This window comes from Tolypothrix bouteillei VB521301 (assembly GCF_000760695.4).
Classification (GTDB): domain Bacteria; phylum Cyanobacteriota; class Cyanobacteriia; order Cyanobacteriales; family Nostocaceae; genus Scytonema; species Scytonema bouteillei_A.
This window is the reverse complement of the sequence record NZ_JHEG04000001.1, coordinates 8,929,291-8,954,767: the sequence shown is the minus strand read 5'-3', so window position 1 is coordinate 8,954,767 and position 25,477 is coordinate 8,929,291. Positions and strand designations below refer to the sequence as shown.

At 41.9% G+C, this 25,477-nt stretch carries 22 protein-coding genes, 1 tRNA gene and 1 pseudogene; 15 read left to right on the top strand and 9 right to left on the bottom strand.

Features of this window, described 5'->3' with window-relative positions; translation table 11 throughout:
* Positions 1-33: 33 nt before the first annotated feature.
* Positions 34-642, bottom strand: a complete 609-nt coding sequence (locus HC643_RS36635; RefSeq protein WP_038081032.1) for a Uma2 family endonuclease — start codon at positions 640-642, stop codon at positions 34-36.
* Between the two features lie 44 nt (positions 643-686).
* Positions 687-1,790: a 3-dehydroquinate synthase gene (gene aroB / locus HC643_RS36630; RefSeq protein WP_038081034.1), complete on the bottom strand. Its 1,104-nt coding sequence runs from the start codon at positions 1,788-1,790 to the stop codon at positions 687-689.
* 222 nt (positions 1,791-2,012) lie between these two features.
* Between aroB and petL the strand changes: the two genes are divergently transcribed.
* Positions 2,013-2,108 carry a cytochrome b6-f complex subunit PetL gene (gene petL / locus HC643_RS36625; RefSeq protein ID WP_038081036.1) on the top strand — a complete coding sequence of 32 codons (96 nt, stop codon included), beginning with the start codon at positions 2,013-2,015 and terminating at the stop codon, positions 2,106-2,108.
* 76 nt (positions 2,109-2,184) lie between these two features.
* On the opposite strand, the gene bioB is transcribed toward petL, so the two are convergent.
* On the bottom strand, positions 2,185-3,195 hold the full coding sequence (gene bioB / locus HC643_RS36620; RefSeq protein ID WP_038081039.1) for a biotin synthase BioB: 1,011 nt from the start codon (positions 3,193-3,195) through the stop codon (positions 2,185-2,187).
* A 549-nt stretch (positions 3,196-3,744) separates the two neighbouring features.
* Here bioB and HC643_RS36615 point away from each other — a divergent pair.
* The 3 genes from HC643_RS36615 (at position 3,745) to HC643_RS36605 (ending at position 6,410) form a co-directional block, all read left to right on the top strand.
* Entirely contained in the window at positions 3,745-4,317 is a 573-nt protein-coding gene (locus tag HC643_RS36615; RefSeq protein ID WP_038081063.1) for a GNAT family N-acetyltransferase, read from the top strand.
* A 39-nt stretch (positions 4,318-4,356) separates the two neighbouring features.
* Positions 4,357-4,791, top strand: coding sequence for a hypothetical protein (locus HC643_RS36610; protein ID WP_038081041.1), 435 nt, complete (start codon positions 4,357-4,359; stop codon positions 4,789-4,791).
* 161 nt (positions 4,792-4,952) lie between these two features.
* Positions 4,953-6,410 carry a protein adenylyltransferase SelO gene (locus HC643_RS36605; protein ID WP_050045536.1) on the top strand — a complete coding sequence of 486 codons (1,458 nt, stop codon included), beginning with the start codon at positions 4,953-4,955 and terminating at the stop codon, positions 6,408-6,410.
* A 56-nt stretch (positions 6,411-6,466) separates the two neighbouring features.
* Here HC643_RS36605 and HC643_RS36600 read toward each other — a convergent pair whose 3' ends face one another.
* The gene (locus HC643_RS36600) at positions 6,467-6,799 is read right to left on the bottom strand and encodes a DUF565 domain-containing protein (protein WP_038081043.1); all 333 of its coding nucleotides are present in this window, start codon (positions 6,797-6,799) and stop codon (positions 6,467-6,469) included.
* A 309-nt stretch (positions 6,800-7,108) separates the two neighbouring features.
* On the opposite strand from HC643_RS36600, the gene HC643_RS36595 reads away from it, so the two are divergent.
* Together HC643_RS36595 and HC643_RS36590 are read left to right on the top strand one after the other, a co-directional pair.
* Positions 7,109-7,732: a hypothetical protein gene (locus tag HC643_RS36595; RefSeq protein ID WP_038081046.1), complete on the top strand. Its 624-nt coding sequence runs from the start codon at positions 7,109-7,111 to the stop codon at positions 7,730-7,732.
* Positions 7,733-7,961: 229 nt separating this feature from the next.
* Positions 7,962-9,764 (top strand): ArnT family glycosyltransferase, encoded by a 1,803-nt coding sequence (locus tag HC643_RS36590; RefSeq protein ID WP_038081048.1) that lies wholly within the window; start codon positions 7,962-7,964, stop codon positions 9,762-9,764.
* A gap of 143 nt (positions 9,765-9,907) precedes the next feature.
* Here the strand turns inward: HC643_RS36590 and HC643_RS36585 are convergent, their stop codons facing one another.
* Positions 9,908-13,318: an ATP-binding protein gene (locus HC643_RS36585; protein WP_050045537.1), complete on the bottom strand. Its 3,411-nt coding sequence runs from the start codon at positions 13,316-13,318 to the stop codon at positions 9,908-9,910.
* Between the two features lie 804 nt (positions 13,319-14,122).
* Between HC643_RS36585 and HC643_RS36580 the strand changes: the two genes are divergently transcribed.
* The 7 genes from HC643_RS36580 to HC643_RS36550 all read left to right on the top strand — a co-directional run bounded on the left by HC643_RS36580 (position 14,123) and on the right by HC643_RS36550 (position 20,977).
* Positions 14,123-14,431 (top strand): phosphatase RsbU N-terminal domain-containing protein, encoded by a 309-nt coding sequence (locus HC643_RS36580; RefSeq protein WP_038081050.1) that lies wholly within the window; start codon positions 14,123-14,125, stop codon positions 14,429-14,431.
* A 112-nt stretch (positions 14,432-14,543) separates the two neighbouring features.
* Positions 14,544-14,864: a circadian clock protein KaiB gene (kaiB, locus tag HC643_RS36575; protein WP_038081066.1), complete on the top strand. Its 321-nt coding sequence runs from the start codon at positions 14,544-14,546 to the stop codon at positions 14,862-14,864.
* Positions 14,865-15,013: 149 nt separating this feature from the next.
* Positions 15,014-16,576 (top strand): circadian clock protein KaiC, encoded by a 1,563-nt coding sequence (gene kaiC, locus HC643_RS36570; RefSeq protein WP_038081052.1) that lies wholly within the window; start codon positions 15,014-15,016, stop codon positions 16,574-16,576.
* Between the two features lie 106 nt (positions 16,577-16,682).
* Positions 16,683-18,911: a TolC family protein gene (locus tag HC643_RS36565; protein ID WP_038081054.1), complete on the top strand. Its 2,229-nt coding sequence runs from the start codon at positions 16,683-16,685 to the stop codon at positions 18,909-18,911.
* Positions 18,912-19,140: 229 nt separating this feature from the next.
* Positions 19,141-19,536, top strand: coding sequence for a hypothetical protein (locus HC643_RS36560; protein ID WP_038081056.1), 396 nt, complete (start codon positions 19,141-19,143; stop codon positions 19,534-19,536).
* A 63-nt stretch (positions 19,537-19,599) separates the two neighbouring features.
* The gene (locus tag HC643_RS36555) at positions 19,600-20,106 is read left to right on the top strand and encodes a hypothetical protein (RefSeq protein ID WP_038081057.1); all 507 of its coding nucleotides are present in this window, start codon (positions 19,600-19,602) and stop codon (positions 20,104-20,106) included.
* Between the two features lie 91 nt (positions 20,107-20,197).
* The gene (locus HC643_RS36550) at positions 20,198-20,977 is read left to right on the top strand and encodes a photosystem II electron transport protein, Sll1252 family (protein WP_038079469.1); all 780 of its coding nucleotides are present in this window, start codon (positions 20,198-20,200) and stop codon (positions 20,975-20,977) included.
* Positions 20,978-21,026: 49 nt separating this feature from the next.
* Here HC643_RS36550 and HC643_RS36545 read toward each other — a convergent pair whose 3' ends face one another.
* Complete coding sequence (locus HC643_RS36545) at positions 21,027-21,803, bottom strand: SDR family NAD(P)-dependent oxidoreductase (protein WP_050045538.1); 777 nt, start codon at positions 21,801-21,803, stop codon at positions 21,027-21,029.
* A 149-nt stretch (positions 21,804-21,952) separates the two neighbouring features.
* Between HC643_RS36545 and HC643_RS36540 the strand changes: the two genes are divergently transcribed.
* Both HC643_RS36540 and HC643_RS36535 read left to right on the top strand, forming a co-directional pair.
* Positions 21,953-23,290, top strand: a complete 1,338-nt coding sequence (locus tag HC643_RS36540; protein ID WP_038079470.1) for a hypothetical protein — start codon at positions 21,953-21,955, stop codon at positions 23,288-23,290.
* Between the two features lie 111 nt (positions 23,291-23,401).
* Positions 23,402-23,475: transfer RNA gene (locus HC643_RS36535), tRNA-Val, on the top strand.
* A gap of 46 nt (positions 23,476-23,521) precedes the next feature.
* Here the strand turns inward: HC643_RS36535 and HC643_RS36530 are convergent.
* The 3 genes and pseudogenes from HC643_RS36530 to HC643_RS36520 form a co-directional block, all read right to left on the bottom strand.
* Complete coding sequence (locus tag HC643_RS36530; RefSeq protein WP_237266030.1) at positions 23,522-25,096, bottom strand: iron uptake porin; 1,575 nt, start codon at positions 25,094-25,096, stop codon at positions 23,522-23,524.
* Complete coding sequence (locus HC643_RS36525) at positions 25,083-25,316, bottom strand: hypothetical protein (protein WP_137986208.1); 234 nt, start codon at positions 25,314-25,316, stop codon at positions 25,083-25,085. The genes HC643_RS36530 and HC643_RS36525 overlap by 14 nt, the downstream gene beginning before the upstream one ends.
* Positions 25,306-25,453: pseudogene (locus tag HC643_RS36520) on the bottom strand (Txe/YoeB family addiction module toxin); the annotation flags it as partial. The gene HC643_RS36525 and the pseudogene HC643_RS36520, both read right to left, overlap by 11 nt.
* Between the last annotated feature and the right edge of the window lie 24 nt (positions 25,454-25,477).

The window sequence follows — 25,477 nt, the reverse complement described above, 5'->3', positions numbered from 1 at the left end:
CACTCTTCTTCATCAATTTCCCCACTGACTTCTCTAATCAGCATTAAATATCTGTTGAACAGTTAAGTTTAATTCTGGGAATGTTGGAGAATGAATACGGTCGTTATTTCTAAATTTAGTCATTTGGTATTCACCTTCTATTAACGAGCAAATAAAGATAGTGGGTATTTTAGGGTTACCAAGGAATGAGCGTCCACCTAAAGCCAAGTAATCGACAATCCAATATTCTGGAATACCAATTTGTTCGTAAATAGCATACTTAATATAATAGTCATCCCGCCAGTTGGTACTAACGACCTCAACTATTAAAGGAATAGATGCATCCTGAGTTACAGTAGATTCTTTTTTCCAGAAAGGTTCAAACTGCAAATTATCTTTGTTAACTATCAAAATATCTGGTGAATAAGCTGATTCATTTTCTAAAGGCTTAACTAATGCTGTTTTAGGGATTAGGTAGCGAAGACTTAACCGATCTAACTCCGTACCCAATTTTTTAGTTAAAAAGCCAGTGACTTCTTCATGTTCTCCAAGTGGTTGTGCCATTTCGACAATTATTCCATCATGTAGTTCATAACGTTTCCCTTCTGGTTTCCATTCGATAAATTCTTGAAAACTAATTCGACTAGATAGTGGTTGTAGCATAGTTGATGATTTAAAATTTCTGCTTCTTTTTTTTCATCTACTATTTATTCTACAGTTATCATCCTTTGCAACACTTGCTTAATTGTATCAGATGGCACTTCATCGGTAATTGTTACAGTTCCAATCTGTGTTGGCAAAATAAACCTGACTTTACCAGCTTTCACTTTCTTATCTAGTTGCAAAGCATCAACTATGGCGTCAATATCTAACCCGGATGGCAGTTGAGTTGGTAAACCTGCTTTTTGAATCAGGGAATCTTGACGTTCTGTCTCTTCTTTTTGCCACATTCCCAGTTCTACTGCAATCTGCCCTGCTGCTACCATACCAATAGCAACTGCTTCACCGTGATTGACAACACGGTAACCTGTCAAGCTTTCTACTGCATGACCGATGGTGTGTCCGTAGTTGAGAATCGCTCGCAGCCCTGCTTCTTTCTCATCTTTACTAACGACATCAGCTTTCGCTTGACAAGAGCGCGTCAAGATACTGTCTGTTAACTCGGGTTTGATATAGCGCATTTGGTCAAGACGTTTGCTCTGTTCCATCTCGCTAAATAATTGAGCATCCCAAATGACACCGTATTTAATCACTTCTGCCATTCCCGCACGAAACTCCCGCACTGGCAAAGTTTTTAGGACTTCTGGATCTATAAGAACCAAGCGCGGTTGATGGAATGCACCAATCAAATTCTTTCCTCGGGGATGATTGACACCAGTTTTGCCACCGATTGATGCATCCACCATAGCTAGGAGTGTTGTTGGTACTTGTACAAAGTTAATCCCCCGCAACCAAGTAGCTGCTGCAAAGCCAGTCATATCTCCAATAACGCCACCTCCTAATGCCACCATTGTTGATGAGCGTTCTATACGATTTTCTAAAGCAGTATCGTAAATTTTTTGCACTGAGTTTAAGGTTTTATAGCGTTCGCCTGGTGGTAAGGCGCAGCTTGAGACTTCAAATCCAGCAGTTTCTAGAGAGCCAATTGCCCTTTCTCCATAATGCTTAAATAATGTTGGGTTTGAAACTATAAGTACCTTCTTGCCCAGCTTTAGATGAGTCATATATTCACCCAGCTTATCCAGACCGCCGGGTGCGATCGCAATTTCATAGGACTGCTGCGGTAGATTCACGTCAATAACAGAAGCCATTACCAAACCCCTTTCCAAGCACTATCGGGCTGTATTCTACAGCATAGGCATTATCGATTCCTGAATGTTAGACCCTTTTTATTTTCTTTTCTGTCTAATTTTTGGATATATCTTCCTTAAGGATGAGGGGGATGGGGGAGATGGGGGGGACAAGGAAGATAGTTGAGTGTCAGCCCGGATAAATGTTTCAATAGATTTATAAATGAATGTGGAGAAACACAAATGTTTGCTGCGATCGCTTACGTAGGATTCTTAGCCGTGTTCACTGGTATTGCGGTTGGTTTACTGTTTGGTTTGCGTGCTGCCAAAATTCTCTAATTTTTGAATCTCACGCAAAGGCGCAAAGACGCCAAAAAACCAGCTTTGCGACTTTGCACCTTTGCGCGAGCATAATTTACAAGACTAGGCTTTCCTTGGCAACTTTCTCCTGACGAGTGAAAGGAGGGCGCATTTCCAAACCAAGCAAATCTAACATTTCGCGATCGCTGTCATAACCCGGACAGGGAGTTGTCACTGTTAGCATATGTCCGTCATCGCTGGAAAAGATGGAATTTGCTCCTGCTAGGAAGCACAGTGCTTGTTCAACTTGTGACAGTTTTGCTCTACCGGCACTTAACCGAACGTCAGAAGTTGGCATAACAATTCGGGCTGTGGCGATCGTCCGCAGAATATCCCAAATGGGAACATCTGATTGGTTTTCTAAAGGTGTCCCTTCAACCTTGGAAAGAATATTCACTGGTACGGATTCTGGGTGAGGATGTAGGGTTGCTAGAGTGTGTAGCATGGATATTCGATCCCCTGCAGTTTCACCCAGACCGAGTATACCTCCAGAGCATACTGTAACGTTTGTCTGACGAACATTATTAATTGTGTTGAGGCGATCGTCGTATGTTCTGGTGGTAATAATAGTACTGTAGTAATCGCGAGAAGTATCTAAGTTATGGTTATAGGCGTAAAGCCCTGCTTCTTCGAGGCGCTTGGCTTGTGTTTCTGTAAGCATACCTAAAGTGCAGCAGACTTCTACGCCTAAAGCCGTAACTTCCTTAACCATATCCAGCACTTGCTCGAATTGAGAATTGTCGCGCACCTCTCGCCAAGCAGCGCCCATACACACCCGACTCGCCCCGTTTAGGCGTGCTTGTCGTGCAATTCCCACCACTGTTTCCTTTTCTAAGAGTGCTTGTGGCTTGACTTCTGTTTTGTAGTGCGAGGACTGAGCGCAGTAACCACAATCTTCCGGACAACCCCCTGTTTTGATTGATATCAGTTTACAAACTTGTATCTTTTTGGGATCGTGGTATTGACGGTGTGTACTAGCTGCTTGATAGATAAGCTCTAGCAATGGAGTACTATATATTGCTTGTATCTCTGATTCTTGCCAATCGTATCTTATTGCTACTGACATCACTTTAATGTTCTTAATATCAGAGTTTTGTGTTTAATGCATTCCCCTGATTGTACAGGTTCTATTAATAGTTCGCTACGGAAAATCTAAAGATATCATTGAGTTGTATGGCAATCCTATTTGATTTTTGAAATATATCTAGGGGAGGGAACATCCCAATGAGTGAAAAAACACGCTTGCGATTGAAATCGCAGCTATACAATTTAAGTCCACGTAGGTGGACTTAAATTGTATAGCCCCAGAATTCTATTCTGAGGGTAATGTGCATTCATTGGGATGCTCCCCTAGGGGAGCGTACTTCGCCTGCGGGTTTCCCGCATCAGAGAGGAGCGCTTGCCGAACAGTACTTAAAATTTCGATCGGTGATTTTCCCGAAAAGTGAAATGACTGACTTTTTTGAGATGTCCGGAATCTGGATAACAGCAATTTTTACCTATTAAATAGGATTTTTATATGATGCCTGTCTTCTTGGAAAGATAAAAAACTTAAATTTAGTTGTCAATACTACAGAAAAATTAGAAAATGTTGTCATTCTAGTTATTGATAGCGATAAAAATGGAACTGCCACTTATTACAACCGAGCGTCTTTTGCTAAGGTTAGCGACTAAAGAAGATATTTCGGCAATTCTAAAATTTTATACAGATAACAAAACTTTTTTAACTCCTTACTCTCCGGCTTGGGCTGAAGGGTTCTTTACTGAGGATTATTGGTCTTGGAGGATAGACAGCGATCGCAAAGAATTTCTAAATGACATATCTTTAAGACTATTTATTTTTTTGCAAAACGATCCAAAAACAATTATTGGACTGATTAACTTTAGTAACTTCACAAGACGAGCCGCCCAGTATTGTAATGTTGGATACGGGCTTGCAGAAACCGAACAAGGAAAGGGTTATATGGTAGAAGCACTGCAAGCAGCCATTCAATATGTATTTCAAGAATTAAATATGCACCGTGTTATGGCTAACTATATGCCTCACAATCGCCGTAGCGGTAATGTCTTGAAAAAGCTGGGATTTGTCATAGAAGGCTATGCCAGAGATTATTTGCTCATTCATGAAAAATGGGAAGATCACATTCTTACCAGCATTACCAACTATAATTGGCGTTTAAAGAATTAGTCTTTGAATCTCTACGAAATCCTGTAGGAAACTTTCTCAATGAGTTACAAATATACAAACCGCCTATCTGTATTTTTTACGTCTTTTGTTCTAATTACCGTCTTATCGGGAATACCGTCTGCAGCACTAGCCAGACCGCTTCCTTCATATATACTCGTTCCACTGACGATACAAGCTTTAGGATACGCCTTACCACGTATTGAAAAAAGACTAACTCCGCAACAGCGTCAAAAAATACAAGCCCTCAAAGAAGAAGCATACCAAGAGGTGGAAGCTGTGTTTACCCAAGTTCAACAAAGCAAAATGGTTCAAGGTTTGCGATCGCGTCAGAATTTCACTCAACTGATGCAATCGGTAAAACTAACACCTACACAAAGAGCGCGTATACAAACAATAGTTCAAGCTTCTCGACGAAAAATCAACGCTATCCTCTCTGAAGATTCATCACCCACCAACCGAAATTCGAGAAATTGATATTGACTGCATTTCAATCCCCAGTTTTTAAGAAGTTGGGGATCTAACTTTTGCTGAAGGCTGACGAGAAGATAGTATTAAAGAAGAAGTTTTTCAGTTCAATTTTTTTAATCTATCGCCCCAGACTGGCTACATTTTACACCAAATCGCACACAAGTCTAATGGCTCTAGCTGAAACAGCAAACAATAAGATTTCTGGCAATCCCTTCCTCAACCTCAACTACGAAAGCGCTCTCGAAGCTTTAGGTAATGATTATTACGATGAAGTCGCCGCAGCAGAATTTCCCCAACACATATTACGTTGGCGTAACAATTCACTCCTGAGCCGCTTGGGGCTAAATCCTGAGTATGTGACAGACGATCACTTTATCACAGCCTTTGGCAAATTTGAAGGAAGAACACCACTGTTAGCACTTCGTTACCACGGCTATCAATTTGGCGAATACAACCCTTTTTTGGGTGACGGTAGAGGATTTCTCTACGGACAAGTCCGTGGAACTGATGGTGTATTATACGATTTTGGTACCAAAGGTTCTGGTAAAACTCCATACTCTCGTGGTGGAGATGGAATGCTGACTCTCAAAGGCGGAGTACGGGAAGTTCTAGCAGCAGAAGCATTGCATCACATGGGTGTACGGACGTCGCGATGTTTGAGTATGATTGAAACAGGGTTATCCCTGTGGCGCGGTGATGAACCCTCTCCTACGCGTTCCTCAGTTATAGTCAGGATGAATCGCTCGCACATCCGATTTGGTACGTTTGAACGACTTCATTATATTCGGCGTCCCGATTTAGCCCAGAAACTATTAGATCACGTCATCGAGCAGTATTATCGACATTTAGTAGATGAAAAAGAAAAATATGCATTGTTTTATACAGAGTTAGTCAAAAGAACAGCAGAACTCGTAGGACAGTGGATGGCTGCTGGTTTTTGTCACGCAGTGTTAAATACTGACAATATGTCAATTACGGGGGAAAGTTTTGATTACGGTCCCTATGCTTTTATTACCAGCTATCAACCCAATTTTACGGCTGCTTATTTCGACTACTATGGACGCTACTGCTACAGCCATCAACCAGGTATTTGTAAATGGAATTTAGAAACACTCCAAGAATCTTTAAAAGCTATTATCGAACCATCTGATATGGAAGCTGGTTTGGCAAGTTTTGACGAGCATTATCATCATGAATACCGCTCTTTAATGTTGAAAAAGCTGGGTTTTGAGAAAATCGAGCATCCAGAAGCGTTGGAACTTTTTAAGTTAACAATTCAATTTTTGCAGGAGAGCAAAGTTGAATATCATAAGTTTTTTTATGAGATGGCTCGCACGTTTTCGTCTACATGGCGCGACGATCCCAGTTTGATTATGGTAGATTCAGGTATTGTACCGATATCAGGCACGTCACAACTCTTTGATAGTTGGTGTATTTTATACCATAAGTTACTGAACAATTTTGATAGAGAACAAATCAATGAGATCGCGCAAACTTTAATTCGTTACAATCCCCAAACCGCGATCTTGAGACCAGTTATTGAATCAATCTGGGAACCAATTGTTCAAGAAGATAATTGGCAACCTTTTTACGAGCTTCTAACTCGCATACAGTCTGGGAAGTAAGTGGTTGGTGGTCGGTAATTGAGTATTATTTAATACTGTTTACTGATAACCATCCCTTACGATCCCAGCTTGAAGGCTTCGAGAAACAGGCTGTAGATCAGACCAATTTTAAGAATGTTCAGCGCTTCTACCCATAAAGCTCTTCGCTCTTGGACGGTACGACCATAGAATATCCTGCTACCGACTTCTGTCAGCATCACTAAAAAAGCAGCAATTACGATATCCCATTCGGCTGTTTGTCCGGCTGTCGTAGAAATTGCGCTACCCAAGAAAAAACCGAACAACCAGCTGATTATCAATATTGACCAGCGTCGCCAAGGGTTGAAAAACCAAACTCTCAAGCGATCGCTGATAGTACTCAATAGGTTGTTAAGACGCGTGTTTTGCATTACTAACGCTTATAATTATCTGGAAATTATAATATATTGTTATATAAGGGTATGCAGCACGGCATAGGCTTGCTTAAATAGTATTAAGGGCTTCTAGTTGGCTTTCAGCGAACACGAATATCTATACATTTATTCATTTTGAGAAGCAACAAAATTGTTAGTTGCCCTCATAATGGTTTTTATGATACTTTTCATACCTGAATTCCAACAGAAGCTCGTGCGATACGGCTGTATAGCCGTCAAGTTTCGCTTGTCGCACTTGTTGATATTTCAGCAAACACAAAGTACTTATTAGTTAAATATATTACCATGAAACCGTCAGTGTACTTTCACGCTGTTCTGGTGGCATCTTCATTGGGAATGCTCTTGCTACCATTAGGATGTCAAAAGTTGGGTGTATCTTTCGAGCGAACAGGGCTAGGAAGTTCTTCAACCTCAACAGAGCGGGCATTCGACCTGCAAAGTACTGTGCCTATTTCTACCTCATCCAGTTCAGTACCCAACTCAACAACCAATATAAGTAAAGAAGTTAGTCCTACCAATATCACAACAGATACTGGTAACAGTCGAGCATCCGGTTTTGGGAGCTTGCGGATGAGCAACCAAACCAATCAACCAGTACGCCTTGCCTTACTTTCACGGAATTCCCTCATTAAGGGAAAAGGAAATTCCGCAAAAACAGCTCATGATGCTGTTCCAGCACATTGGGATTTTGCTCCTCAAGAAGGTAGTGAAAAAGGGCTAATTCTAGCCCTACCTAACGGGGATCTCAAACTGGAAAAAGGCGACATTTTAGTCGCTTTTGCACAAGATGGTTCTCGTCGCTATTGGGGACCCTACGTTGTGGGAGAAACTTTCTCTCCCAGTTGGAATGCCCAAAGCAAAGAATGGCAACTAGTTTTGATGAATACTGAAATAACCGATAATCAGTAAACAGTAACTGATATTTAATTGGTGACTGGTTGCACGCGAGTCACCAGTTGAATATTGGTCACTGACAATTTTAGGTTGACTCGTTCGCTATTCTCCCTTGAGCCCTTACCTCCTTGTCCATTAGGAATTAGTTCAGGAACCAAGCAGTAGAGCTAAAGTCTTCTTGATGAAGGAGCATTGAGACTATTGACTCTAGACTAGTAACTAATGACCAATGACCTTTTGATCGATGACTAATTTATGGTGGAGTCGTGTAGAGAAGCGTCCAGCCCTTGCTGTGACTTTATCAGTTTTATGGGTAATTTTAATAGGTGGGATTGCCTTTCTTTGGCATTTAGGCAGTATTGGCTTAATTGATGAGACAGAGCCTCTGTTTGCCGAAGCATCTCGCCAAATGTTTGTCACGGGTGATTGGATCACACCGTTTTTTAATGCTGAAACTCGATTTGATAAGCCTGCTCTAATTTACTGGTGTCAAGCGATCGCGTTTTCAATTTTGGGTGTGAATGAATGGGCTGTGCGTTTACCTTCAGCACTTGCTGCCATAGGGTTGATAGGTTTGGCATTTTACACTATACAGCGGTATTTTGCAAGAAAAGACGAGTTAGAGCAAAGGTACCGTCCTGCCTTGCGATGGATAACAGCAGGGTTTGGAACAGCTGTGATGGCACTCAATCCAGAAATGATTGTTTGGGGTCGGACAGGTGTTTCAGATATGCTGCTGACAGGTTGTATGGCATCAGCATTACTGTGCTTTTTTTTGGGATATGCTCATCCCTCAAAATCTAACGTGCAAGCACGTTGGTATATAGCTTTTTACGTATTGATTGCTGCTGCAATTTTAACAAAAGGACCTGTAGGAATTGTTTTGCCTGGGCTCATCATTGGTATATTTTTGCTTTACCTAGGTAATATTACACAAGTCTTACAAGAAATGCGTCCGTTAACAGGTTTGCTTATTGTTATTTGTTTATCATTACCTTGGTATGTGCTGGTTATCTGGCGCAATGGTTGGGATTATATTAACTCCTTTTTTGGATATCACAATGTCGAACGTTTTACAACTGTCGTCAATCGTCACTCGGCTCCCTGGTATTTTTATTTTGTAGTTGTGCTACTTGGCTTTGCACCGTATTCGGTGTACTTACCCTTAGCAATGGGACGGTTAAAGTTTTGGCAGCGAAAATACTGGCGCTCCCAAGAACGCTCCCAACAACTGGGTTTATTTGCCTTTTGTTGGTTTGTTGGAATCTTTGGTTTTTTCACCATTGCTGTCACAAAACTTCCCAGTTATGTGTTACCCCTAATGCCAGCCGCCGCTATTTTAATGGCGTTACTTTGGGGTGATTTATTAGACAGGGGAGACAAGGGAGATAAAGCAGACGTAGCAATTTCTTCCTTGTCTACCCCTTCTTCCTTGTCCCTCCCTCGCTTCCAGTGGATTGGCTGGGTAAATGTCGTCTTTTTATCAGCGATAGCAGTAACGATGTTTTACTTACCCCAAATAATAGGTAGCGATCCTGCTGCACCCGACTTTCGTAACTCGCTAGAGCGATCGGGTTTAACCATTTTGGGAGGAGTCATTTGGATTGTAAGTGCTATAGCAATTGCTGTTTCCCTGATGCGCCGTCGTTATAAGATTGTGCTCATTATCAATATCGTGGGATTTGCAGCATTCCTGACGATCGTCCTAACACCCGCCTTATTTTTAATGGATCGGGAACGCCAGCTACCTTTAAGAGAATTATCTGAAATCGTAGTCCAAACACAAAAACCTGGTGAAGAATTGGTTATGGTTGGTTTTAAAAAGCCAACCGTAGTTTTTTATACTCGCCGTACTGTTACGTATAAAAAGATAAGTGTGGATGCAGCACAGTATCTTCAAGACAAAGCAGCAAAGAAGCCATCACCTTCTTCAGTATTGGTTCTTGCTCAACCGAAAAAGTTTCCCGAAATGGGATTCAAGCCTACCGACTATGAAAATTTAGGGACTCATGGAGCTTATCAACTTGTTCGGTTTGTTTTTAAATAATTAATTGCTAATGGCTAATTGCTAATTGCTATAGCAGTCCTAAATGATTTACGAACATCTCTTCCTTGTCTTCTTTGTCTTCCTTGTTTAGATCTCAAATAGGATTGCTAATAATTGCTAATTGTTGATTGCGCCATTAGCCATTAGCCATTTAAAGTTTGATTGATCTTGTTTAATAATTCTTCCATTGATATAGATCGGGGTAAGATTTGGCAAGTTACTGAGTCTAAAACAGTCTGTACTGAATCAGGCTGATTATCGGTTCTCTCTTGAACAACGGTAGATTGATTGTTTTCCAAGTTCATAGAATTTAATCGTTGGTCAAGTACCAACACTGGTGGCAAATCAAAAGGTAATTGTCCCAAAGCTTTCAGTGCTAAGTGAACTTCTTTTGTAAGAGTAGACTCTCCCAAACAAATCAGGAGTAAATCAACACTTTGGTGACGAATTTGCTGTAGTAGTTCTGCCCAAGAACGACTCATTGATGCTTTAAAGCCTGCTGTTTGCAAGTACTGAATCAGTGCTTGGAACCACTCAGAACCGCGCCAGATAGTTAAAGGTTGTAATCCTTGGATCGGGCAAGAGTTATTATCTCCAAACATACTACTTAAGGCAGTTGCCTTTTCTATCTGGTGGTTTCTTTTGTGAGGTCTTGTTTCTGGTAAATCTGGGAGTATTGCTAAATCCAGTACTAAGATGCTGGGCGGACAGCAGACTCCAGATGCAATTTGCAGGACAGATAGTAAAGTGTCTGTTTTTTGGCTTGCATTTTTCTTTTCTGTACCTAACGGTGTTAGACATGGGAATACAGAAAGTCCAGCTATTTGAGAAGCCGTTTGCGTTGTTGCTACATTGCAAGTGACAAGGGGTAGAGCTGCTAACTGAGGGTGGAGATTGAGTTGTTGCAGCAGGTTCTCCGCTTCTGGCATCTCTACATCCAGTAAAATAACGTCAAATTGCCAAACTCGAGAAAGAAGTTCTGCTTGATCTATGTTGTCTACTTCCAGAACCCGGTGTTCTTGTAAAAATGGGTGCGCGTTGAGAGGTTGGCGATCGAGATTGACTAGCCTTAAAATTCGCAAGGGCGTTTTATCTTTTAGGAGTTGGGCTTCATCAGGTTTTTGCTTCTTTTCTTCTGGTGCAATACACAAACTTTCGATCAGTGGTGCCAAAACCTGATGTTGTACTGGTAAGCTTAAAAAACCATCGGCTCGGTTGGCGAATGCTTGCTCTTTTTCTGCTCCTGTTGCTGTGACGACAACAGGGATATGACGACTGACTTCATCGGATTTCAGTAAGGTGAGTACATCCCATCCTGACAGTAATGGAACTAAAGGATTGAGGAAGATAGCTTTAGGTTGTAAGCGACGAGCTTTTTCTACTGCTTCACACCCCGATCGAGCAATCACAACTCGATAGCCCAAACCAGTGAGTTGTTCGGTCAAGTCTTCTATGTACCGGGCTACAGCCTCAACAACCAACACCAAGCTGTTGTTGTAGTGAGTGGGGGAATTGGCGATTCGGGATTGGTGATGGCGAATTTTACCCCCTGAAGGAGTTTCTTTTGTTGTGCGGACTGATGGGATTGGGGAAACGGTGTCATCTTCCCAATTTTCTGTTTTTAATCCTTTCTGTTTTACGCTTCCCAATTCCCACTCTCGAGACCCTACACCTTTTTGTGGCGGACTTGGAGGGAGGAGGAGTGTAAACTGGCTACCTTTGCCTTCACGGGACAAGAAGCTTACCTCACCGCCATGAAGTCGTGCTAGCGCTCTGGTTAAAACTAGCCCCAATCCCGTTCCTTCATATTGACGGGTAAGGGGATTTTCTAGTTGTTGGAATTTTTGAAAGATGAGATGCTGTTGGTGTTCGGGAATGCCAATGCCTGTATCCCAAACTGTAAAGGCAATCCAACCTTCCCAACGAGTTACCCACAACCCGATTTCACCACCTGTTTCTGTAAATTTAAAAGCGTTAGAAAGCAGATGTACCAACATCTGTCGCAAGCGCAACTCGTCTGCCACCATCTCATTTAAACCCGGTTCAATGGAAAGGCTAAATTGGTGTTCTCTTACAGATGTGGTTTGAGATTGAGTACTGATGGGAGTTTTGGTACTTTGGGCATGAATAACTTTTGCTTCGGAAACAGCGCGATCGCATACCGAGCGAATCGTCACGTTGGATAGAGCAAGTTCCATCTGTCCTGTTTCCATGCGGGTGAGATCTAAAATATCATTGACCACACTCATCAGATGACGCCCGCTTTGATGAATCAGCCCTGCATAACGGGCTTGACGTTCGTTCAGTTCTCCCAATTGCCGATCGACTAGTAAACGTGACAACCCTAAAACAGCTGTTAGGGGGGTTTTGAGTTCGTGACTGATACAAGCCAAAAATTCATCTTTTAAACGATTCAGTTGAATGAGATCGGCGTTTTTTGCTGCGAGTTCTTTACAGAGTTGCTGTTGTTCTGTAACATCTGTCGCTAGAACGATCCACAAATCGTTTTCAAGATCCGATCCCTGAGTGTTGAGTGATGTTGCTGATTCCATACCCAAAACTTTTAATTCAGGGCTATCTAAAGGAATTTTGGCAAATTGCCAAACTCTTTCCTGACCGTTTTGCACTTCTACAACACAGGTACAAGTTCCCAATTGTCTGTTTAAGAAGCATCGTGATGCAGATGTTTCTGGTAATGGTTGCTCTGGAAAGGTCGTGGGAGGAGACACTAGTTTTTTGCGGTAAGCTCCTTCGTTAGTGTAAATAGATTGAGTCACAACAGACGAAAGCTTTTCTTCCATTTCTTGGATACTGTTGTCATAGGAATGAGCTTTAACACCTGTTTGGGTTGAATATTTTGATGGAGTTGTTGCCAGAATTGCCTCTACTTGTCTCCTGACCCCTTCTGGATCTTTTAAAGCCCCCAACTGTTGCCACCATGCTGGATTTTGAGTGACAACTTCACCGCTACCTGTTTGTAGCATCAAAGGCCAGGGCAATCGCTCCAGCAATTGTATTAAAGGTTTATCTCTTTGTGGATGGTATTTTATGCGCTTTTGATAAAAAGCGCGGGCTTTTTCAACGCTTGCATCTCGAGCGCTCTTTTTCTTTGGCGTCTCAAATTGGTGTACAACCAACCACTTCAATAGACGTGAGTTATCTACAAGCCCCAAAAATTTGCTATCTGAGTCAATGAGTGCCCAATCCAAATGAGTGTTCGCAGGAATTCTTTGAGAACGCAGAAACCTACCCAATTGCTCCACTTGAAATGAGGCGGGAATTGTTTGTAGTGGGTGAAGTAGCTCTTGGGCTAACATTGAGATTGATTGCTGTAAGTGAGATGACTTGAAGCGATCGCCCTCGGAACCTGCTAGCAGGAATTGTGGTACTAAGCGGGCAGAATAAAGCAATCCCAAAAAGTACTGCTGCTCATCTAACACAGCAATAGCTTGACACTGTTCTTTCTCAAAAACATCCAGTACATCTGCTAGAGTTGCTGTTTCTAAGCAGGTGGGTACGGTTGCGATAAAATCATAAAGAGGGTACTTTAGCATTGACATATAGCGTGGTGGTCATTCTTCTAGGGGAATGTGCGCCTGTTGGCATCATTAGCTAGCTGCCAATTAAGCTTACGTGTTAGCGTTTGAAGCAGTATCCTCTAGAAAGACACTAGCAGATCGATTCTTTCCATAAGTTAACGCCTAATTGGTAAAACCTTTGCTTTCCTAACAAATCTTTTTGTAGGAGTTAAAAACAGTCAACAAAAAGAATAAAGTATAAAGTTTTTAGGTGCGATGGTTAGAACGCTGAGTAATAAGATCGCTTGTCACTTCAGCCTTTACACTTCCCCCATATTGGAGCTTGGTTCAACAACCCAGATATTTTAAGAATTGACAGCAACAGCTAGAACAATTATGGCTCTAAAGATTCGTTTTAGAACCTTTAGGAATTATAATGATTTAGATCGCGATATTCGTTTATTTTCGTTTAACTATCTTATTGTGGAGTGCAACAAAAAAATCTATATTTAGATAGATGCTACTCATCGATAACATAAATCCCAACCAGTTGGGTTTACTTTCTTTTAACGTTGCTGTGTTTGGCTTCTCAGCCAACAAATCATCGTATAAACAAATACGATTTTATCCAAAGGCTATACTTAGGAAAGATAAGGCACTTAAACACCGTGACTTACGTCAGTAACGCCTAAATCTACCAAGTGCCTGTTGAAGCAACTTTCGGGATGGGTCTTAACGATATCAATCAGGTGGCTACTACAACCTCTTAATTAAGAACTAATCTCAAATTTTTATGTAGTTAAATGCCCCAAGTCAGAACTCCACCAGGTTTTTTAACAAATGACAGGAGCCGAACAGCAGGCATTATTGCAACAACTCAAATCAGATTACCGTCAAATTCTTATAGACTACTTTACCATTTCAGACAAAACATTAAACGAAAAAATTGATAAATTTATCAAAGCAGTATTTTATGCTAATATTCCTGTGCCACAAATTATAGAAATTCATATGGAACTTATTGAGGAATTTTCCAAACAGTTAAAATTAGAAGGAAGGAACGATGAGGCATTGCTGGATTACCGCCTGACACTAATTGATATATTGGCTCACCTGTGCGAACTCTATCGTTGTTCAATTCAAAAATAGGTTCAAAAAAGCCCAAGAGAGTAATAGCAGGCCAAGTAGGCAATCCTCTAAATCTTTAGAAATGCATTGCATTTTTCAGTTTCATGTTTACCTAGAGCCTGTATCTCAACATATGAAAAATCTCAGAAAAACATACGTTCTCAAGCTTTATGTAGCGGGAAACACACCAAATTCAGTACGGGCCTTGAAAGTCCTTAAAAACATTCTAGAACAGGAATTTCAAGGTGTTTATGCTTTAAAAGTGATAGACGTGTTAAAAAATCCGCAATTGGCAGAAGAAGATAAAATATTAGCGACTCCCACACTATCCAAAATACTACCGCCACCTGTGCGGAAAATTATTGGAGATTTATCAGATAGAGAAAGAGTACTCATTGGATTGGATTTACTGTATGAAGAATTAACAGAGGAAGAAGAACAGTTGGAAAAATAAACTCACAATGCCAAAGTTCAATGCTACGTCAGTTGTCTAGCTTTAGACTCTGTGCAAAGTAGGAGTATGATAGCTTATAACCAGAAAATATCAACAGAGTACTTTATCAATAAAAGGCAGGGGTACATCCCTATTTGTAATTGTTAACAATGAGTGAAAAAGGGTATACAGAGCCAAGCAGGACACCGTCACTTGGAGGTGTAGAAAAAATTCGGACTATGATAGAGGGCTTCGATGACGTAAGCCACGGTGGTTTGCCAATAGGTAGAACTACTTTGGTAAGCGGTACCTCTGGAACGGGTAAAACTTTATTTTCTCTTCAATTTCTCTATAACGGTATTAGTTATTTTGATGAACCGGGAGTTTTTGTTACTTTTGAAGAATCTCCAAGCGATATTATTAAGAATGCCTGTATTTTTGGTTGGAATTTGCAACGCTTGATCGATGATGGGAAGTTATTTATACTTGATGCTTCTCCCGACCCAGAAGGACAAGATGTGGTGGGAAACTTCGATTTGTCCGCGCTGATTGAGCGCCTGCAATATGCTATTCGTAAGTACAAAGCTAAACGTGTATCTATTGATTCAATAACAGCTGTATTTCAGCAGTATGAAGCTGTAGGAGTCGTGCGACGGGAAATATTTCGCCTTGTAGCACGTCTCAAGCAACTGAGTGTCACTACAATTATCACCACCGAGCGAACTGAGGAATACGGACCGGTTGCTTGTTTTGGAGTGGAAGAATTTGTTTCTGATAATGTGGTGATTGTGCGGAATGTTTTAGAAGGAGAACGCCGCCGACGCACGATTGAAATTCTCAAATTGCGCGGTACAACACATATGAAAGGCGAATATCCTTTTACAATTACCAATGAAGGAGTCAATATATTCCCATTAGGAGCTATGCGCCTAACCCAACGTTCTTCTAATGTGAGAGTTTCTTCTGGAGTTAAAACCCTAGATGCAATGTGTGGAGGTGGTTTCTTTAAGGATTCGATTATTTTAGCAACAGGAGCAACCGGTACAGGAAAGACATTGCTGGTTAGCAAATTTTTACAAAATGGCTGTATCAGTAACGAACGAGCTATCTTGTTCGCCTACGAAGAATCCCGTGCTCAGTTGTCCCGCAATGCCTCTTCATGGGGTATTGAATTTGAAGATTTAGAACGCCAAGGTTTACTAAAAATAATTTGTACTTATCCTGAATCAACGGGTTTAGAAGACCATTTGCAAATTATTAAGTCAGAAATTGCTGAATTTAAACCATCGCGTATTGCCATTGACTCTCTTTCTGCCTTGGCAAGAGGGGTAAGCAATAATGCATTTCGTCAGTTCGTTATTGGTGTTACGGGTTACGCGAAACAAGAAGAAATTACTGGCTTCTTTACCAATACAACTGACCAATTTATGGGTTCTCACTCAATTACCGACTCTCATATTTCTACGATTACTGACACAATTTTGATGTTGCAGTATGTAGAAATTCGTGGAGAAATGTCGCGGGCAATTAACGTATTTAAAATGCGAGGCTCGTGGCACGATAAGGGGATTCGTGAATACAATATTACAGCCGATGGTCCCGAAATTAAGGATTCCTTCCGGAATTACGAACGGATTGTCAGTGGTGCTCCTACCCGCGTTACTATCGATGAGAAGGCAGAACTTTCGCGCATTGTCAAGAGTTTTCAAGATGAGCGGAGTTCTGATTCCTAAAATTTGGCTTCGTTGTATTACGATTCTCAAAGTTAACATCGTGATATATTGTTGTTTTGTGGTGAGAAAGGGTTTCTGCCGCTATATTTTTGTGTGAGGGGATGCGGTGAAAGGACAGATAATTTTCTATAGTTTCTTACCCAGTGTGACAGTAGCAGTGTTATCTACGCAAACTGTCTTAGCTGATACTGCAGAAGCCGCTGGAGTAAGGCATATTGCCTCACCGAGTGTCTTTTCTTCGATTTATGAAGACACTTCGGCTACAATTAACATCAATTCTCGATTAGCAACTGCTGTTAATAACAGTGTGGCAACTTCAGTGATGCCTTCTACTAACAATGCAGCAGGTATTATAAAGTCTGTAAGCGATCGCGCTGGAGTCGTAGTGACTGGAAAAACTGGTGTACCAGTACGACGAATAGCAGGAAAAATTCAAGGTGTACTGTTAGAATTTAAACCTACCATAAAGCAGATCGCTTTGATTAAAAAGATTCGTTCTGCTTCTGGTACACAAAAGCAAAGTAACCCAGTTATTATTCCAGACCAAGAACCACAACAGAGCACAGTTATGGCTGTTGTTCAAAACTCAAACCCTACTGGTTCGGTCTTGGAAAAAACATCAACTCCTGCCAAACAGCCCGTTACAGAGAAGAAAAACTCGGGTTCTCAGTTATTATCAAAACTTATAGAAACGCCTAAGACTGGGAAAGTTGTAGAAGTTGCACAAATGTTAGATCTAGTAGAATTTTGCCCGCAACCAGGAAAAGGTTCGGTTGGGCGTTCTGCTTCTTTACTTCTTAAATCTTCTACCTGTTCGCCAAATACTGCGGCTGTAAATCGTGTAGCTCAATCCGATTCGACTGCGACTCCTCCGGGCGAGTCAGTCAATGTCAAGCAAGATGCTTCTACAACAACCGCACCCGGTCAGGCAGTGGACGTAAGCCAAGATAATAACCCTACCACACCCAGTACACCAGCAATCTCAATTTCACAAGGCTTCATTAAAGTTCCCGATTATCTCAATCCCAGCCCAAATCCTTTGCAGTTTCCGACACGACCAGAGGAAGTCAGGATTCGAGGAACTCAGCCCATCACATTAAATGAAGCTATAGAATTAGCACGGCGTAACAACCGCACCTTACAAGAGGCTTTGCTCACCTTGGAACGAAACAGATTTGCTGTTAGAGAGCAGCAAGCTGCTTTGCTTCCTTCTGCAAGCTTGAACGCTAACATCACGCGCAGCGGACCTGGTTTTATAGACAGAGAACAATTATCAGATCTCCAAAGACAACTCGGTCAACAAGAGGCTAGCTCGAGTACCAGTTTTGGTGCAGGCGCACAAATACAATACGACCTCTACACTTCAGGAAGCCGACGAGCAAGCATCAGAGCAGCAGAGGAACAATTGCGTTCGGCTGAACTTGAGGTGGAAACGCAATCTGAGACAATTCGTCTTAATGTCACCACTCAATACTACGACCTGCAACAGGCAGATGAAAACGTGCGTATTGCTCAGTCTGCTGTGACCAACGCCCAAGCCAGTTTGCGAGACGCACAAGCTCTAGAACGGGCTGGTGTTAGTACTCGCTTTGATGTTTTGCGATCGCAGGTTAACCTTGCAAATGCCCAACAACAGCTCACAAATGCTCGCTCGCAGCAGAGGATTGCTCGCCGTCAGTTAGCACAAACATTGAGCTTAGCGCAGGCGCTTGATATCACTGCAGCAGACCCAGTAAAATTGGCTGGTCTGTGGAATATCCCATTAGACCAGACGATTGTGCAAGCTTTTCAAAACCGCCCCGAACTACAGCAGAGGTTAGCAGACCGCAATGCAGCCGAGCAACGACGTCGGTCGGCGCTCGCACAGCTAGGTCCTCAGTTTAGTGTGGTAGCTCAGTACAACACCGCAGACGAGTTTGACGACAGTCAAAGCATACAAGACAACTACTCGTTAGCCCTCAGAGCCAATTTAAATTTGTATGACGGAGGAGCCGCAAGAGCTAGAGCCAATCAGGAAAGAGTTAACATCCGTATTGCTGAAAATCAATTTGCCGATCAGCGCAATCAAATCCGTTTTGAAGTCGAACAGGCTTACTCAGATTTGCAAGCCAACCTAGAAAACGTTCAAACAGCCACTGCTGCTGTAGATCAATCGAGAGAAGCTCTTCGTCTAGCACGTTTGCGCTTCCAAGCAGGTGTAGGAACACAAACTGAAGTCATTGATGCTGAAAACGACTTAACTCGATCGGAAGGTCAGCGCGTAGAAGCTATTTTGGATTACAATCGTTCCCTGGCTCGCTTGCAGCGCTCGATTACTGCAAGAGCAAACAGATAGTGACCGACTCTCGGTATCCGAGTGTACCTCCTTCCCAGGCTCCGCCTGGGAAGGTCTTTTTAAGACACTCCGCTTTTTATACTCAGCAAAAGCTAGCGAAGCAACCCCAAATCAGAAAAAGGGACGCACGATGGGCAATATCTATTAACATTCGCGATCGATATTTCAAAAATTCAATAGAATTTTTTTAGACTACCAAGAAACCTGTTGAGAGTTAAAAATAATTCTGATGACACAAGTTACAGCAAAAGAAATTGCACAATTTCGCTCACAATTGGCAGAAGACCCCATAGCAATGGAATCACTAGATTTAATTGAGGACTGTGAGGGCGATTTAGAAGATGCTGCGATGACCTTAGCAATTCGCTCCGGACAAGAACCAGAAATCGCTAATTCCGAGTGGTTGGAAGATTTAGCCAAGAGATGGCGTTCTGTGATTTGTCAACAAGAGTTTCGAGACGACTTACTCAACGGCTCGATTGCGAGTATGCTAGAGCATCTCAAAACAATGCCAAGCTTTCCCAGCATGCTAGCAACACCTGTTCTCATGTACGTTTTCAAACAAGGTGTAAACAATTTTTGCGAGCCTCTTGACTTAGTGACTGAAGTCCCAACCAAAACCTAGAGAACGTTTCCACTGGTAAGCTGTTTATAAGAGTAAAAACTTTATAAAATCTCATTTAAGAGCATGAATTACCTTGTTGCTGTTTTAGCAGACCGCATCCAGGCAGAAGCTGCTTCTGTCGCTTTAGAAAAAGAGGACATAAAAGCTACAATTTTAGGGAAAGGATACAAAAGCGCTGATGAGTTTGGCTTAATCGATCCCAACGAGCAAGCCCAAAAGCAGGCAACGTTTATGGCATATTGGTTGGTACCGTTTGGTTTTTTCGCCGGTACTAGTTTTAGCGTTCTCACTGGTTTAGACACTTTTGCTTGGGCTGGTGCGATCGGCAATCATATCATTGGCGGGCTCTTAGGTGCTGTCGCTGGTGGTATGGGAAGTGTATTCGTGGGTGGAGGAGCTGGTTTAGTCTTTGGTAGCGGTGACGCTTTACCGTATCGCAACCGTCTAAATGCAGGAAAATACCTAATTGTTGTTCAAGGACCAGAAAATCTGATTCGTAAAGCAAATCGTATATTGCGTCCTTTTGAACCAGAAAATATTCAAGACTATGCAGATTCAACAATTCGTTAAATGGCTAATGGTTAATGGCTGATTGCTAATCTTCTATTAGCCATTAACCATTAGCTATTAGCCATTAGCCATTAGCAATTAACTGTAAATAATGTTACCAAGAGAAGAAATATTAAAAGGAATTGAAAACCGAGATAGCGTAGCTCGTGTTATTGACATAGCCGAACAAGCTATTAAGACTTGGGAAGTGGTATGTAGCGATTTTCTCTCACCACCAGAATTGGCTGAAGTTCAGCAGAGTTTTAGCCGTTTAACAGAAGTGCAGTTGGTGGCTTGGGGTGGATACCCACAAGCCGAACGCCAACGAGTCGCTATTGCTCGTGCGGAAATACCTCTAGAGCGATCGCAAGTCGCCGTAACTGCTTTAGACATAGCTGGAAATTTTCTCTTTGATACAGCTACTCATCGAGATTTCCTCGGCGCAATGCTGGGAACTGGAATTGTCCGTGAAAAAACGGGGGACATTATCGTACTGGGTGAACGTGGAGCACAAGCGATTGTGGTGCCGGAGTTGGTAGAATTTTTAGAGATGAACCTCAAGCAAGTGCGATCGGTTCCTGTAAAAGTTCAGCCTGTTGATATAGGGGAGTTGAAAGTCAGGGAACCGAAGAAGAAGGAATTAACAACAGTTGAAGCTTCTTTACGACTTGATGCGATCGCCTCTGCTGGTTTTGGTATGTCCCGCAGTAAGATGGTTGAGTTAATTGATGGTGGAGATGTCCGCGTCAATTGGAGAGACGTAACACAACCGAGTTCTCAAGTTAAGACAGGAGACTTAATTGCTATTCGCAGCAAGGGAAGACTGGAAGTTGGCGAAATTGCTGTCACCAAAAAAGATCGGTATCGAGTGCAATTGACGAGGTATATGTAAATTATGAATTATGAATTATAAATGCTGAAATTTTCATAATTCATAATTTTTAATTCTTAAACTGTTTTTCAAGGAAAAAAAGCAAAGTTTTACGGGGAACAAAGCGGGCTAATTTGCTGATAAAGTGAGTAGTAAAACCACCAATAACGACAGTAGAATAGCCCCTTTCTAAAGCTTTTAGAGATTCGCGTACTACCTCTTCTGAAGTTGACATCCCACTTGTTTTAGCTGCTAGGGTTTGGGGAAATTTAGCCTCCACAAAAAAATTGGTTTCAACAGGTCCCGGACAAACAACTAATACGCGCACGCCATAAGATTTATTTTCTGCCCAAAGTGCCTGACTGAAATTGAGAATAAACGCTTTGCTAGCTGAATAAACAGAAACATAAGGTATTGGTTGAAATGCTGACAAAGAGGAGACATTAATAATGCTTCCAGAACCACGCTGTCGCATTCCTTGTAAAAATCTATGAGTTAAATCAACTAATGCCAGGACATTTAATTGTAGTATTTTGAGGTGTCGTTCTCTGTCTCGTTTGGCAAAGTCACCATAATCCCCAAAACCTGCATTGTTGATTAACATATCAACTGTTAATCCCCTTTCAGTTACTGTATTAAAAACAATATCAGTTGAGCCATCTTTTGTAAGATCGGCAACAATAATATCTACTTGAATATTGTGTTTTTCTTGTAGGTATTTAGCTAATTGGTTCAGCTTTTCTTCCGAACGAGCAACTAAAACAAGATGTGTATTGCGTGCAGCTAATTCCTCTGCAAAAGCTTTACCAATACCACCAGAGGCACCAGTAATTAAAGCAGTAGACATCGTACCTATTCATATAATTATTTTCCCATTCCACAAATAGTAACAATGATTTGAAAAACTCGCCCCCACTTTAGGAAGTATCTCCATCTGTGTCATTTGATATGGGTGTGGGTATATTAATTATAGGTTAATGTTTATACTTTTGCTTTATGTCATTTTTTCAGCGTCTGCCCTTTAACAGTGTGCGTAAAAAATCGCAGAACGGCTCTGGAATCGACCCATCCCTAATAAGTCAACAGCCTGTAGTGCTAGGGAGTTCGGCACCGACGCCATCTCGACCCAAGAACCTCGCTGAAATAGAAAAAGAAATAGAGGAGCAAACACGCAATCACCGTATTTATCCTTATAACCGAGGTACTAAAAAAAAGGTCAGTCTATTTAGTAAAATCATCTGGACTGCAGTACTACTTGGAATTCCTACAGGTATGGGTGTAGTTTGGTTAGCAAACTTGCCTTATCCCATGATTCGCCGCCCGGTCGCACGAAATGCTCCTATCTTGTTGCTACCTAGCTATATCGATATGGATAATAATTATCGGCAAGCACTTGTGACAGTTGAACAAGCAGAACAATTGATTGAGAAAGCCAGCAGTCCATCCGACTTGGAATTGGGTGAGGCAAAAGTCAAACTAGCACAAAAACATCTTAATGCTTTACCGCTTTGGTTTCTCAATGATTTGTCAGAATACAACTATAGTTATTGGTGGTACAGTTCGAGATTTAGCATTTATGGCTTTAATTCAGCTCGTAGCAAGGTTGGGCAACTAGAAGCTAAAGTCTTTCAAGAAAAAAATGCTCAAGTATTGTTGACTGACAGCGAACAAGCGCTCAACAAAGCCAAACAGCAGTATCAACAAGCGTCAACATCAAGTGATAAAAAAACTGCGATCGCGTCCTGGAAATCAGCACTCGATACATTAGAGCAAATTCCCGGTCAAACCCTAGCAGGGAAAACAGCGCAAAAGAAACTTGAATCTTACGAGCGAGAGTTTAAAGAAGAAGTTGGACTGGCGGCTGGTAATGAGCGGATAAGCACTTTAATTGCAGCCGCACAGCAATTTTCTTGGCAAGCGGCAAAAGCCGGTCAAAATCCACCTCACACGGTGATTGCGTGGCAACAAATAGAACAGATGTGGCAACAGGCGATCTACCGACTCGAACAAGTTCCCACCCAAGACCTAGAAGGTTATGCTCAAGCTCAAAAATTACTAGCTAACTATCAAGCAAACTTATCAGAAATCCGCGTGAGGCGGCAAGCAGAGCAAGATTCCGTTTCCGCCCTAGAACAGGCAAAGCGTCAAATTCAAAATTTAATAGCTATAACTCCGACAAACCCCCAATTTGTGGATAAAAACCGCACCATCAGTGAAATACAGGGAATTATTAATTTGCTGCGAAAAGTACAACCGGGCACTACAGCTTATCTTGAAGCCCAACAGTTGTTGCTATCAGCAAATAATAAACTCGACCAGTTTCAGGCAAGGTAATTAATTCCATATTCCGCCCCGGTTCCAACGGCGGGCGGAATATGGAATTAATCCACAAATTAGACTTGCCAAGCGATGGCAACCCATGTTACACTCATAAAGTTGTAAAACGGACGTATAGCTCAGTTGGTTAGAGCGCTACGTTGACATCGTAGAGGTCACTGGTTCGAATCCAGTTACGTCCATTTCATTGCATTGCATACTTACCATTCTTTGGCACTACACATATCCTTAAAACGAAAAAACGGTTCGTAAAGTACCGCTAAAAATAGTTCCATTCGCATTTTGATTACTTGGATGAGTCACAACCTGAAGTAATGGTGTTACGCGAATGTTGTCATTCACTGGGATGTTGTAAAAGATTTCGTAATTGGTTTGCGTAGCATTACCAACATTACTTTCAATAAATGGTTGACCGACAGCAAGTCCCATTAATCCTCCCTTTGCAAACAAATCGGGGAATGCGATTCCAGCCACCCAGTAGTTAGGTTCAATATCTCCTAAGCTGGTATTAGGATAACTTGCATAGCCATAGCGACCAAATATACCCAATTGCTTGCTGAGGGCTAAGTCAAAGTTAACACCTACACCTTGGAAGCTACTACCGAATACTTTACCGCCACTATATTGCAAGCGAACACTCAACGCTTGACTCGGTGCGTATTCCAATTCCACAAAACCTTGATAGGGGTCGCCAAACAAACCGCCATCTGCACCACCTCCCGCTGTGGGGAACAAACGGATATTTTCAGGTGCGCCACCACCAATTAAGCGTTGGTTTTCTGATAGGTTATTTGTGGCGTCCCCAGCAACATATAATGCTCGTAATTTGACTGCTCCTCCCCCTGGATTCCAGTCAATGACAGCACCACCTCCTCCGGGTCTCGGCAGTAAAATAAAGTTATTTGTAAACGATTGAGTGGAAAAGTCCCTAAAACTAATGTTAGCGTAACGGTTTTTATCCACGAAATCAGGTGCAACCATCGCCGGACCAACAGTTACTTTTAAATCTTTAGTGGGAGCGAAGGTATAGTAAAGCCGCGCTAAACTGAATTGATTGTTTCGTCCTTGGATAGAATAATCAAGAACGCTACCAAAATTCGGTTCCAAAAAGCCTGTAGCGCTGTCGTTTGCACCATCGCTACCCGTAACTAAGCGAATTTTGAGTAAATCAGAACCTTGAAAACTGGTGTTAAAATCTAAACTAGCACGGTAAATGAAAGTGGGATTGGGGTCATCTTCGGCAATGACCGCACCCCTGGGCGCAATTATACGCTGACCATCAAATGCACCAGCATTTAATGCCATGATAATTTGACCTTGAAGTTTGGTGGTAGTAGAAAATTGATTGGTCTCTAACTCTGCGCTGCGTGCTTCTAAAACATCAACCCGTTTGCGTAAAGTCTCTAACTCGGTGGCAAATTCCTGGTGTAAACGCTGTAACGTTAGTAAATCATCCTGGCTGACAGCATCTTGTGTACCGTTGGCAATTAACTCGTTAATTCGGTCAAGAGCAACTCTCAAAGCTGCGGCGAACTCATACCGCGTTAACGTTCGATTCCCTCGGAATGTACCATCTGGGTAACCAGCTATTACCCCACTGTAACGCTCAAGCAAGGATTGTAGTGCTGAATACGCCCAATGCGTACTGTCCACATCCCTCAAACCACTAACAGGTGGATATAGACTTTGAGCATTTTCTTGATGAGTCGTTAAATGTGGTTGGGGAGTTTGGGCCAATGCAACCGCGTTTTGATTGAGAAAATGGAAGATAAGCGTTAGAGGTAGTAAGTTAATCGTTTTCACGGTTGATGAATACTGGAATGATAACAAAAGTACTGTCAATTAATTTACCAGTTAGAGCCTGTTTGGAAAATAGATTGCTATAACCTAAGAACAGAGTTTGTTCTCGTGCTTCATGAAATCGCCGTGCGGCTATCAATTCAGCAATAGCTAGATATGGGTGAAGGGGCGATAAGCTAGGTAAGGCTTGCGCTTTGCGATCGCAAACTGTTTCAGTCATCATACTGAAATCGACAACTCAAAATGATGATTTCAGTTTCAGTCACTTCATACACCAAACGATGCTCATCCGCGATCCGTCGCGACCAGTACCCCGCGCAGTTCGTGCTTTAGAGGTTCAGGTTTGCCAAGTCCGGTAAAAAATTTTAAGTCCTGTACGGTGGG

Excerpts from the sequence above, each read along its gene's own strand:
- HC643_RS36585 (WP_050045537.1), bottom strand. The coding sequence starts at position 13,318 with ATGCTAAAGTACCCTCTTTATGATTTTATCGCAACCGTACCCACCTGC.
- petL (WP_038081036.1), top strand. The coding sequence starts at position 2,013 with ATGTTTGCTGCGATCGCTTACGTAGGATTCTTAGCCGTGTTCACTGGT.
- kaiB (WP_038081066.1), top strand. The coding sequence starts at position 14,544 with ATGAAAAATCTCAGAAAAACATACGTTCTCAAGCTTTATGTAGCGGGA.
- HC643_RS36590 (WP_038081048.1), top strand. The coding sequence starts at position 7,962 with ATGACTAATTTATGGTGGAGTCGTGTAGAGAAGCGTCCAGCCCTTGCT.
- HC643_RS36605 (WP_050045536.1), top strand. The coding sequence starts at position 4,953 with ATGGCTCTAGCTGAAACAGCAAACAATAAGATTTCTGGCAATCCCTTC.
- HC643_RS36635 (WP_038081032.1), bottom strand. The coding sequence starts at position 642 with ATGCTACAACCACTATCTAGTCGAATTAGTTTTCAAGAATTTATCGAA.
- HC643_RS36540 (WP_038079470.1), top strand. The coding sequence starts at position 21,953 with ATGTCATTTTTTCAGCGTCTGCCCTTTAACAGTGTGCGTAAAAAATCG.
- HC643_RS36555 (WP_038081057.1), top strand. The coding sequence starts at position 19,600 with ATGAATTACCTTGTTGCTGTTTTAGCAGACCGCATCCAGGCAGAAGCT.
- kaiC (WP_038081052.1), top strand. The coding sequence starts at position 15,014 with ATGAGTGAAAAAGGGTATACAGAGCCAAGCAGGACACCGTCACTTGGA.
- HC643_RS36550 (WP_038079469.1), top strand. The coding sequence starts at position 20,198 with ATGTTACCAAGAGAAGAAATATTAAAAGGAATTGAAAACCGAGATAGC.
- HC643_RS36595 (WP_038081046.1), top strand. The coding sequence starts at position 7,109 with ATGAAACCGTCAGTGTACTTTCACGCTGTTCTGGTGGCATCTTCATTG.
- HC643_RS36525 (WP_137986208.1), bottom strand. The coding sequence starts at position 25,316 with ATGATGACTGAAACAGTTTGCGATCGCAAAGCGCAAGCCTTACCTAGC.
- HC643_RS36545 (WP_050045538.1), bottom strand. The coding sequence starts at position 21,803 with ATGTCTACTGCTTTAATTACTGGTGCCTCTGGTGGTATTGGTAAAGCT.
- HC643_RS36560 (WP_038081056.1), top strand. The coding sequence starts at position 19,141 with ATGACACAAGTTACAGCAAAAGAAATTGCACAATTTCGCTCACAATTG.
- aroB (WP_038081034.1), bottom strand. The coding sequence starts at position 1,790 with ATGGCTTCTGTTATTGACGTGAATCTACCGCAGCAGTCCTATGAAATT.
- HC643_RS36580 (WP_038081050.1), top strand. The coding sequence starts at position 14,123 with ATGACAGGAGCCGAACAGCAGGCATTATTGCAACAACTCAAATCAGAT.
- HC643_RS36610 (WP_038081041.1), top strand. The coding sequence starts at position 4,357 with ATGAGTTACAAATATACAAACCGCCTATCTGTATTTTTTACGTCTTTT.
- bioB (WP_038081039.1), bottom strand. The coding sequence starts at position 3,195 with ATGTCAGTAGCAATAAGATACGATTGGCAAGAATCAGAGATACAAGCA.
- HC643_RS36600 (WP_038081043.1), bottom strand. The coding sequence starts at position 6,799 with ATGCAAAACACGCGTCTTAACAACCTATTGAGTACTATCAGCGATCGC.